Annotated in this window: 2 protein-coding genes; both read right to left on the bottom strand. The window is 69.7% G+C overall.

What is annotated here, in order from left to right; genetic code table 11:
- Nucleotides 1–40: 40 nt before the first annotated feature.
- Nucleotides 41–796, bottom strand: a complete 756-nt coding sequence (locus DPV74_RS41285) for a flagellar brake protein (protein WP_021164374.1) — start codon at nt 794–796, stop codon at nt 41–43.
- A 217-nt stretch (nt 797–1,013) separates the two neighbouring features.
- A partial coding sequence (gene flgJ / locus DPV74_RS41280; RefSeq protein ID WP_119339280.1) for a flagellar assembly peptidoglycan hydrolase FlgJ occupies nt 1,014–1,510 on the bottom strand: 497 nt, incomplete at its 5' end.

Genomic DNA, 1,510 nt, shown 5'->3' with positions numbered 1-1,510 from the left:
CCTCGAGCGGCCCCGGGCGGGGCCGGCCGCCGCGGGCGCGTCAGGCCCGCGCGAGCGAGCGGCGCTTCATCTCGAGCTGCGTGATCAGCCGCTGCAGCGTGTTCTCCGCGCTGCCCGGCAGCGACATGTAGCGGAAGCCGAGCTGGTAGCGCCGCGACCCGTTCGGCATCTGCGTCGAACGCTGCGACACGAGCTGCAGGTCGAGCGACAGCTTGCCGTGGCCGGTCAGCTCGAGCTCGACGTCGGGAAGCAGCGTGCCGACCTCGAGCGCCTCGACGCGTTCGTCCGCCGTGCGCAGCCCCACGCCGCCGAGCGACAGGTTGTGCACCTCGAACAGGAAGCTCTCGCCGTCCGGCAGCTTGCCGCGGCACACGTACGGATCGACGACCGGCGCATCGACGCGGAAATACTCGCGGCGCTGGATGCACATCAGGACGTCGGGGAAATCGGCGACGAACGCGGGCAGCCCCTCGTAGCGCGTCTCGCGCGGCGTGCCCGTGGAGAATTCGACGCGCACGCCCTCCGGCGCGGCCGCGAACGTGCAGTGCGACGCGCCCAGGATGCCGGCGTTCTGCTCGGACAGCGCGCCCCAGTCGAACGTGAACGTCCGCGCGCCGACATCCACCTCGAGCAGGCGCGTGACGAGCTGGCCGCCCGGATACTGGACGGTCAGGAAATCGCCGCGATTGACGAGGTTGCGCAGCTGCACGCCGATTTCCAGCGGATTGCGGCGGGCATAGTCGGGCCCGGAGTGGCCTGCATCCAGGCTGGGGTCCGTCGACGTTTCGATATTCATGGCTAGCCGGTCTTTCTTGTCATGGGCGCCCGGGCAACCGGTGCGCGATAAAACCGGGCCAGAACGGGGGCCCGGTCGCAGGTCTCTCACACTTAGCGGCAGTGCTGACCGAAAGTTTAGATCGAAACGGGGATTTTTTTCGCGCAAACGTTGAAACCGCGCGCGGCGGGCTGCCGGGCGCGGTCCGAAAGGGGCAACGGCGCGGGCCGACGGGCCGTCAGCCGATCTGCTGCATGATCGAGATCAGCTTCTTCGCGTAGTTCGGGTCGGTCGCGTAGCCGGCCTTCTGCATCCCGTGCGCGAAGCCTTCGACGCTGCGGCTCGCGCTCAGCACGCCCGAGTAGCGCGGATTGTTCTTCAGCAGGGTCGCGTAATCGGTCATCGCGTGCTCGTACGAGTCGTACGCGCGGAACTTCGCGACCACGCGGCGCGGCGTGCCGTTCACGTATTCCGTCGTCAGCGCCGACACCGTGCGGCCGGTCCAGCCCTTGGTCGCCTTGATGCCGAACACGTTGTAGCTGGTCGAGCCGTCGCTCGCGCGGATCTCGCGCTTGCCCCAGCCCGATTCGAGCGCGGCCTGGCCGACGATGAAGCGCGCCGGGATGCCGGTCGACGCGCTGGCCGCCTGCGCGGGGCCCGCGAGCCGGTCGACGAACGCGTCGGCGTCCTGCACGCCGCTCGCGCCCTTCAGCGGCGGCGTCAGCGCGCTGCCGG

Origin of the sequence: Burkholderia sp. HAN2018 (assembly GCF_024704855.1) — a bacterium.
Lineage (GTDB): Bacteria > Pseudomonadota > Gammaproteobacteria > Burkholderiales > Burkholderiaceae > Burkholderia > Burkholderia cepacia.
Note: the sequence above shows the minus strand (reverse complement) of the source record. Positions and strands in the feature narration are given on the sequence as shown.